We start from the raw sequence: 7870 nt of genomic DNA on the forward strand, positions 1-7870 counted from the left end.
TTGATACCAATCTGCGTTCATAAATATCATCTCACCTCATCTCTATACGCCTCTCCAGAGATGTAGAAACATATCACAGTTAGAAAGAGGTTTTTCATCTCTTTGCAAGCAATTTGGTATTACTTGACTTCCACCGCCACTTCCGCAGACATCCCCGGAGTAATCCGCGATTCGTACCCTTGAATGCTCTTTTGGTCGAAAACTACTTTTACTGGGATGCGTTGGACAACTTTAGTAAAGTTACCAGTAGCATTATCCGGTGGCAATAAGGCAAACTGAGCGCCGGAAGCTGGCGAAATACTGTCAACACGACCAATAAAGCTGTGATGAGGGAAACTATCCAGCTTGATTTCTACTGCTTCTCCTGGGCGCATCTTTTCTAATTGAGTTTCTTTGAAGTTCGCAACTACCCAATAGTTGTTATCCACGATCGCCATTAATGGTGTTCCCGATTGGACTCGGTTGCCAATTTCCACGTTTTTCCTCCCGACTCGTCCGGCACTGGGGGCGGTAACGTTGGCGTAAGATAGTTGCAATTGTGCATCTTTGAGCGATGCTTCTGATTGCGCGATCGCCGCTTTTGCCGCATCGTATTGACTACGTTTTACTGTTGTATCTTGTCCGCCGGCGGTAGCTTGTTGCAATCCTCCCTTGGATGCTGCCAATTTAGCTTGGGCGTTGGTAACATTTTCTTGCGCCTGTGCTAATTGAGACTGAGCTTTGGCAACACCAACTTTCGCGGAAGCTAATTTAGCTTGGGCTTGTTCTACTCCCTGAATAACGGCGTTTTTTTGTGCCGTAGCCACATCATAAGTTGCCTTGGCTGCGTCTAGTTGCTGACGAGCGATCGCACCTGTTTTATACAACTGGTTGTAACGATTGTAATCTGTTTGAGCTTTTTCCAAATTCGCATTTGCTTGCGCTACCTGCGCTTGGGCGGCGGGAATCCCCGCTTGGGCTAGTCTGACTTCAGCTTGCGCCGCCGGTATCCCAGCTTGGGCTTCTTGTACTGCTGCTTGTGCTGTGGAAATTGCTGCTACCGCACCACTGACATCCCCCTGCGCTTGACTTGTCTTACCACTGGTCGTTTGTGAAGTTAAGGCAATATTTGCTTGGGCGGCTTGGGCCTGGCCACGCGCATTTTCTAGAGCGGCTGCTGCTTGTTGTACCTTACTTTCATAGTCCCGTGGATCTAACTTGACTAGCAATTGTCCCGGTTGCACCAGTTGGTTATCATTCACAAGCACCTGACTCACAGTTCCGGGAATGCGGCTACTAACTTGGTGAATGTTTCCTGCAACGGTGGCGTTGTCTGTTTCCTGGTGGGTGGAGGCGTATTGCCAGTAGTGATAACCAAAAGTACCTGCGGCGATCGCACCCACACCTAATCCTGCCAAAATTAAACCATTCGGTTTTTTCCGCTTCGGTTTCGCTGGAACTTCTTTCTCGATCTCAGGAGTTACAACGGGTGCTTCTGCTGTTGCGGATGTCTCTGCTGTCAAAGCTTCTAAACTCTCTAAATCAGGAATCACTTCTTTTTCTAAAATTGGGGTCTTGTGTCCGTTGCGTCCGTTCAAAGTATTCGCGCCCATGATTGTTGACTTCCTTGTTCGTTCAATAATTTGATTGATAGTCGTTTATTTAGAATGCGTAATATTTTCTGAAAAAAATCTTTATTTCCTTAGTATGCGTAATATTATGCCAAAACATATCTTTACAGTGCCTCACCCGGTCGGGTGATTGTGGGATAATCTTTAGGAGAGGTTAGCGATCGCCCGATTCAAGATTTGGGAAAACAATTCTCGGTCAGCAAAAGAAATACCGTCCATTGCTTGATCACGTACAGCTGCGGCGATTGGGGGTAAGACAGCTTCTAGTTCCTTACCTGCATCTGTGAGCCAGATCCGCCAGATGCGGCGATCGTGGGTGTCGCGTTCTCGACGCACCAAGCCGCGTTCTTCCATCCGATCTAGTACGCCTGTTAAAGTCCCTCCCACTTGTTTGAGTTTGTCCCCAATACTAGAAGTAGGTAAACCATCTTCTTGCCACAAACAGCACAACACTAGCCAGTGAAATGGCGTAAGTCCAAACGGTTCTAGCCTCTCAGTAAACTTGCGACTGAGCAGTTGTGAGACTAATTTGATTCTGTAGCCTAAATTGTATGGTGCCAGATTTTGCTGCCACGACTCTAAAGCTGGGGAGTGATTAGATGTAGAAATCATTTTAAAATACTTAGTATGCGTAATATTATCTTACCTGGACTAATTATATTTAGCAACAGTGACTTTCCATCTCTGTTAGGAAAGAACTTGAATCAACTGGTATTCTTTGACTGTACTTTTTTCAAATCTGGTGAGAAATCCGGGATAGGCATAGCCCGAACTTCGACCCTTCTCTACGAGACGCTGCGCGTAGCTTGCTTCCCCGTAGGGGTACGGCAAAGCTCAATGACCGTCGTAGCGATCGCTTATTCATACCAATACTACAAATACTTCTGCAACAATAACCCTAATTTTTCCTTCGTCGCCGTTGGTGCTTTATCTAACTGAGTCAAAATCGCATATTGCAACGCCGAATGCGCCTCACTCGGTGGGGGATTTTCACTCAACCGCCGCACGGTTTCTTGAATCACCTTTTGAGCATTCACAGCATTCCGCAGCAAATTACCAATCACCATTTCCACCGTCACACTGTCATGGTCTGGATGCCAACAATCGTAATCTGTCACCAGCGCTAAAGTTGCATAAGCAATTTCGGCTTCCCTTGCCAACTTCGCCTCTGGTAAATTCGTCATGCCAATGATTGTTGCACCCCAACTGCGGTAAAGATTCGATTCTGCCTTAGTGGAAAAAGCTGGTCCTTCCATGCACACATAAGTACCGCCACGATGAAGAGTAACTTCAGGTAAATTCAGAGATGCGATCGCATCTGCCAACACAACAGCTAAATTTTTACAAATCGGATCACCAAAGGCAATGTGAGCAACAATTCCCTCACCAAAAAACGTTGAAATCCGATTTTTTGTCCGATCAATAAACTGATCTGGCACTACCATATCCAGTGGTTTCGCCTCTGCTTTCAAGGAACCCACAGCACTAGCTGAGATTAAATACTTCACACCCAATTGCTTCATCGCATAGATATTAGCGCGAAACGGTAACTCAGAGGGTAAAAGCGTGTGATTGCGACCATGACGCGCCAAAAAAGCTACCCGTGTAGTATCCAAAGTCCCCAGAATCAAAGCATCAGATGGTGAACCAAAGGGGGTCTGGACTTGCACCTCTTCGACATCTTGGAGCGCGTCCATTTTATATAGACCGCTACCACCAATAATCCCAACACTAGCTTGAGCCATGATTCCAAACCTGTTCCTTGCTGATCTGCTAAGTTATTTTATCGAAAAGGGGACTAGCAGAAAAGGCAGAAAATAAACTCACCCAGTTATTCTAGCGATAATTTTTAGCAATCAAATTTCTGATTGCCCAAAGCCCAATCTTTGAATTGCTCAGTATCCTGCTTGTTTGTCAACGACATTCCGCAAGGGCTGACCGGTTTGGTAGCGTTTGAGATTGTCGATAAACAGTTGTGCTATGCGCTCTCTCAGACGTGGCGAAAGGGCTGAACAATGGGGTTGTGATTAAGGCATTCGGTAGCAACCATAAGGGGCTTTCCGGCGGCAGAGGTTCGGTTGCAACCGTATCTAATCCAGCACCCGCAATGCATCCCTCACGTAGAGCGGTGAGCAATGCGGCTTCATCTACTATTGCACCACGAGCAATATTAATTAGGTAAGCAGATTGACGCATAGAGCGCAATGCAGCTTCATGGATCAAGCCTTTAGTCTCTGGAGTCAGAGGTGTAGCAATAACAACATAGTCTACTGCGGGGAGGAGCGATCGCCACTGATCAGCACCCACAATCTTGTCAAAATTCGGTAGGGGTTCGGGATGGCGACGACTACCCCAAACTCGAACTCCAAAGGCTTTGGCACGAGATGCGATCGCTTTACCTATATTTCCTGTGCCAAGAATTAATAAAGTCGCGTCTGCCAACTCTTCGAGAAACACTCCTCTTACCCAAGTGTGTTCATTCATGCAAAGTTTGCAATTTCCGCAGATTCTTAGCGTGATAGAGCATGAATGCCAGTACAAATTCGGAAATTGGAATTGCGTGAACACCTGCCCCATTAGTGAGGATAATGTCCTTTTGTAAAAAAGTTGGCGTCAGGATGTGATTCACGCCAGCACTCGGCGACTGTTGCCAACGCAGTCCGGGTGCTGCTGTCAGTACTTTATCAAGGGTAGAAGTTTTCAGGTAAAATCCGTTGACATAAACTTCTGCATCACTGGCATCACCATCAAGATTGCCTTCACTATCCACCTCCACAACATTTAGACCAGATGGTAGGTGTGGCTCAATATCAGCAATCAGATGATCGGGTAAAATTAGTTTTACCATTTGCTACTCCCCCATTCCATTTTTGATTTTTGATTTTGGATTGTGCAAGCTAATCGCCAGGAGCGATCGCCATTCATTATCACCCATTACTTTATCAAGATTTGGTAGTTTTTGGGGATGACGGCGACTGCCAATAATTCTTAAGCCGAAGGGTTTAGCAGGTGCTGACATGAAATGCGGCAAATAAGAAATAATTTGACAAAATTACTAGTTTTCACTACTTTTTTCTTTGGTCAACTGCTGTATTAATAATTGCACTCCCAAAGCCAACAAGCCAATTGCCACTATACCAAATATTCCGCTTCCCAAAGCAACTACACCAACGACCAAAGTCCGAACAGCAGAAGAAATCCTCACCACCAATGGATTAATTGAATGGATAGGTTTAGTAGCAAAATTTGTGGCGATCGCAATCATCAACAAATATGCTGCAAATCCCATTCCTCCCGAAATCACCGCCCCAGTTAAACAGCGTAACGGACTTGCTGTTACCTGTTCTTTAGTATCTGTTTGTGATCTTAAATTTTGGTCATTCATAACATTTTAGATTTTAGATTGGAGCATTAGGAATAATTCTACTTATTTAAACTGAAGATGCCACCTGAATACCATGTGTAATTGTCCGAGTTACAAACAATTCTAAGTCTTCATCAAGAATTGCTTCCCTCACTTGCAACTTAACTTCTTCTGCCTGCTCTTGAGATTCAAAAAGAGCAAATACTGTTGGCCCCGAACCAGACATCATTGTTCCTAAAACGCCTTGCTGATTTGCAAACACTTCTTGCAATTGCAAGACTTGGGGATAGGCTGGCAATACCACGCGCTCCAAATCATTGTGCATTTTTTGGGCAATTTCTCCCGCATCTTTATCCAGGACAGCTTTTACTATTGCTCCTGAATGAACTGCACTGGCACGGGCTGCCAAGTTGTCGCTATCTCTAAGATAAGAATTACCAAACTGCTCTCTATAGGTTTTGTATGCCCAAGCGGTGGAAACTTCCAGGCTGCGGTATTTTGCCAACACTATATATATACTATCCAAACTTGGTAGAGGAGAAAGTTGCTCACCTCTACGTGTTGCGATCGCAGTCCCACCCCCTACACAAAACGGTACATCTGAACCAAGCGTGCCTCCTAACTCCTCTAATTCTGATTGAGTTAATCCCAATTTCCATAGTAAATCTATCCCCACCAACACAGCTGCGGCATTCGTCGAACCTCCAGCCAACCCAGCAGCTATGGGAATCTGCTTGTTGATGGTAATCTCCACGCCCCCATATTTGGTAAAGGCTTTAGGAAATTGCCTCACCATTAATTCTGCCGCTCGGTATGCCAGATTACTTGTATCTGCCGGTACTTGTGGGTGGTTGCAGTGAACGCGAATGCTGTCAGTGCTGATGGAACGCACATCAATTTGGTCTGCAAGTCCGATACTTTGAAGTATCATCGCTAACTCATGATAGCCATCGGGGCGAGCGCCAATGATTTCCAGATATAAGTTGATTTTGGCAGGGGCAATTAGGCTGTAGGAACGCATTTTGAAAGTTAGAAGTTAGGGGTTATGGGTTGCTAGTTGGGAATGGTTGAATTTTGGGTTTTGAATCAAAGCAATCATCTACATATTCACTCTTAATTCCTCACTCCTCAGTAGAGACGCGATTAATCGCGTCTCTGCTAACTCCTAACTCATTTGCTAGGATTACCCATTGCTGAACGCTGAGGTCTTCGGCTCTGGCTTGGGGATTTATTTTTAATTGTTCCAGTAAGTGGCTCAGGCGATCGCGTTCTATAACAGATTGCAAATTATTTCGTAACATTTTGCGCTTGGCACCAAACCCCAATTTTAAGAAATTCTCTAACTGTCGGGGGTTAAGTGCTGGTATTTCTATTTTTCGGGGGCGCAATCGCACCACTGCTGAATCGACTTTTGGCGGTGGATGGAATGCGGCCGCTGGAACTGTGCAGATTAACTCACACTCAGCTAAATACTGAACCCGCACACTCAACGCCCCAAAGGCTTTTGACCCTGGTTTAGCATACAACCTTTCTGCGACTTCTTTTTGTACTAGCAACACTATTGAGTCAAATGGTTCAGGGTTAGGATTGGCGATCGTACCCAGTAGTTTCTCAATGATTGGCCCTGTAATGTTGTAGGGGATATTGGCTATTACTTTATTTGGCTGTTGGAAATTGGGAAAGGCTACCAGGTGAGATGGTAAATCCAGAGTGAGAAAATCGCCTTGCAGCAGTAAAAAATTTTCAGTCTTACCAAGTTGCTTTGCCAATAGTTCGCATAAGTCGCGGTCTATTTCAACTGCAACCAGAGATTGCACTAAGGGTAATAAACGACGAGTTAGAATGCCGGTTCCAGGCCCAATTTCCAGGATGCGATAGCGATCGTTTTCTTTACACTCTGCTGCTTGAATAATTGCGTCGAGCGCCTTTTCACTTTTGAGCCAATGTTGAGCAAAGACCTTACGCGGTCGGATCATCTGTATTTCTTGCCTAGTCTAGTTTTTAGCTTTTTATCAAAAATTCTGGTTAAAAAATCTGATTAGACAATTATTATGGCGATGTCTTCTCTGAGAGAGGCAATGCCAACGGCAAAGGCTTCTCGTACCAGATGCTACGAGCTTGCTTCCCCGTAGAAGTACGCCAACGCACTTAAATCTCTGGATTCATTGCGGTAATTTTTCTTTTTCCCACTTCCTCAAATTTATTGCTCATAATCTTGACAAAATTACTACCTTATGATTTGTGAAATACGTCTACAGCGCTAGACTCACTGTAACGGATCTTCATATAAGAGACTGCCTATCTTTTCTACGAAACGCTCCGCAAATGTAATGGTAGCGATCGCGTAGCCTCTTCGAGTACTCGAATGTCGATATAAGCGCCAACCAACTGTAGGATGAGAGTTTTAGAGTGCAAGCTGCGTAACAATTATGATCTTATTTATGGACACTAACTAGCAACGTGCATTATTCAGACAGGAAAGTTCACCCACTTCGTTTTTGCCTCTCTCCTATTGCCTAACCCATTACCTGAAAGTAATGCCAGTCAAGAGATTTGCCCTTTTAGAAAAAAAATAGTTTTACCCCTTGACAAACTAGGGGATGACTAGTTACTCTAGTTGAGTGGAAAGGCGACAGACGCCAACCACCGCTGAACCTAAAAAACATAATACTTTGAAAGCTTAAGAAAAAAACCAATCCTCGTCAAAAGATTTTAGTTTTGGGATTTCCCAAAAAGATAATCGAAATTATAACTAGGATTCCGGGAAATATTTTTTTCGGAGCCACAAACTCGAAACACAACAAAACGGAGAGTTTGATCCTGGCTCAGGATGAACGCTGGCGGTATGCTTAACACATGCAAGTCGAACGGTGTCTTCGGACACAGTGGCGGACGG

7 protein-coding genes, 1 rRNA gene and 1 pseudogene are annotated in these 7870 nt (G+C 44.8%); 1 reads left to right on the top strand and 8 read right to left on the bottom strand.

The annotated features are described in order from the left end of the window. Positions 1-119 precede the first annotated feature (119 nt). The 8 genes and pseudogenes from V7K36_RS13375 to rsmA form a co-directional block, all read right to left on the bottom strand. Positions 120-1592, bottom strand: coding sequence for an HlyD family secretion protein (locus tag V7K36_RS13375; protein WP_335116396.1), 1473 nt, complete (start codon positions 1590-1592; stop codon positions 120-122). 162 nt (positions 1593-1754) lie between these two features. Beyond that, positions 1755-2222, bottom strand: a complete 468-nt coding sequence (locus V7K36_RS13380) for a MarR family winged helix-turn-helix transcriptional regulator (RefSeq protein ID WP_334832863.1) — start codon at positions 2220-2222, stop codon at positions 1755-1757. Positions 2223-2482: 260 nt separating this feature from the next. Further along, positions 2483-3355, bottom strand: a complete 873-nt coding sequence (locus V7K36_RS13385; RefSeq protein ID WP_334832861.1) for an S-methyl-5'-thioadenosine phosphorylase — start codon at positions 3353-3355, stop codon at positions 2483-2485. 150 nt (positions 3356-3505) lie between these two features. Continuing rightward, positions 3506-4458, bottom strand: a pseudogene (locus tag V7K36_RS13390) (D-2-hydroxyacid dehydrogenase). 3 nt (positions 4459-4461) lie between these two features. Continuing rightward, positions 4462-4629, bottom strand: coding sequence for a hypothetical protein (locus tag V7K36_RS13395; protein ID WP_335116398.1), 168 nt, complete (start codon positions 4627-4629; stop codon positions 4462-4464). 36 nt (positions 4630-4665) lie between these two features. Beyond that, a complete protein-coding gene (locus V7K36_RS13400) occupies positions 4666-4995 on the bottom strand; it encodes a DUF3082 domain-containing protein (RefSeq protein WP_335116400.1) in 330 nt (109 codons plus the stop codon). Positions 4996-5041: 46 nt separating this feature from the next. Continuing rightward, complete coding sequence (gene ispE / locus V7K36_RS13405) at positions 5042-5995, bottom strand: 4-(cytidine 5'-diphospho)-2-C-methyl-D-erythritol kinase (RefSeq protein ID WP_335116402.1); 954 nt, start codon at positions 5993-5995, stop codon at positions 5042-5044. A gap of 100 nt (positions 5996-6095) precedes the next feature. Next, a complete protein-coding gene (rsmA, locus tag V7K36_RS13410; protein ID WP_335116404.1) occupies positions 6096-6950 on the bottom strand; it encodes a 16S rRNA (adenine(1518)-N(6)/adenine(1519)-N(6))-dimethyltransferase RsmA in 855 nt (284 codons plus the stop codon). An 826-nt stretch (positions 6951-7776) separates the two neighbouring features. Here rsmA and V7K36_RS13415 point away from each other — a divergent pair. Then, positions 7777-7870: ribosomal RNA gene (locus V7K36_RS13415) — 16S ribosomal RNA — on the top strand; the annotation flags it as partial.

It is taken from the genome of Nostoc sp., assembly GCF_036919555.1.
Classification (GTDB): Bacteria; Cyanobacteriota; Cyanobacteriia; order Cyanobacteriales; family Nostocaceae; genus Nostoc.

What these genes read in the sequence shown, in the direction of transcription:
- V7K36_RS13375 (WP_335116396.1), bottom strand. Translation starts at nt 1,592, where the DNA reads ATGGGCGCGAATACTTTGAACGGACGCAACGGACACAAGACCCCAATT.
- V7K36_RS13380 (WP_334832863.1), bottom strand. Translation starts at nt 2,222, where the DNA reads ATGATTTCTACATCTAATCACTCCCCAGCTTTAGAGTCGTGGCAGCAA.
- V7K36_RS13385 (WP_334832861.1), bottom strand. Translation starts at nt 3,355, where the DNA reads ATGGCTCAAGCTAGTGTTGGGATTATTGGTGGTAGCGGTCTATATAAA.
- V7K36_RS13395 (WP_335116398.1), bottom strand. Translation starts at nt 4,629, where the DNA reads ATGTCAGCACCTGCTAAACCCTTCGGCTTAAGAATTATTGGCAGTCGC.
- V7K36_RS13400 (WP_335116400.1), bottom strand. Translation starts at nt 4,995, where the DNA reads ATGAATGACCAAAATTTAAGATCACAAACAGATACTAAAGAACAGGTA.
- ispE (WP_335116402.1), bottom strand. Translation starts at nt 5,995, where the DNA reads ATGCGTTCCTACAGCCTAATTGCCCCTGCCAAAATCAACTTATATCTG.
- rsmA (WP_335116404.1), bottom strand. Translation starts at nt 6,950, where the DNA reads ATGATCCGACCGCGTAAGGTCTTTGCTCAACATTGGCTCAAAAGTGAA.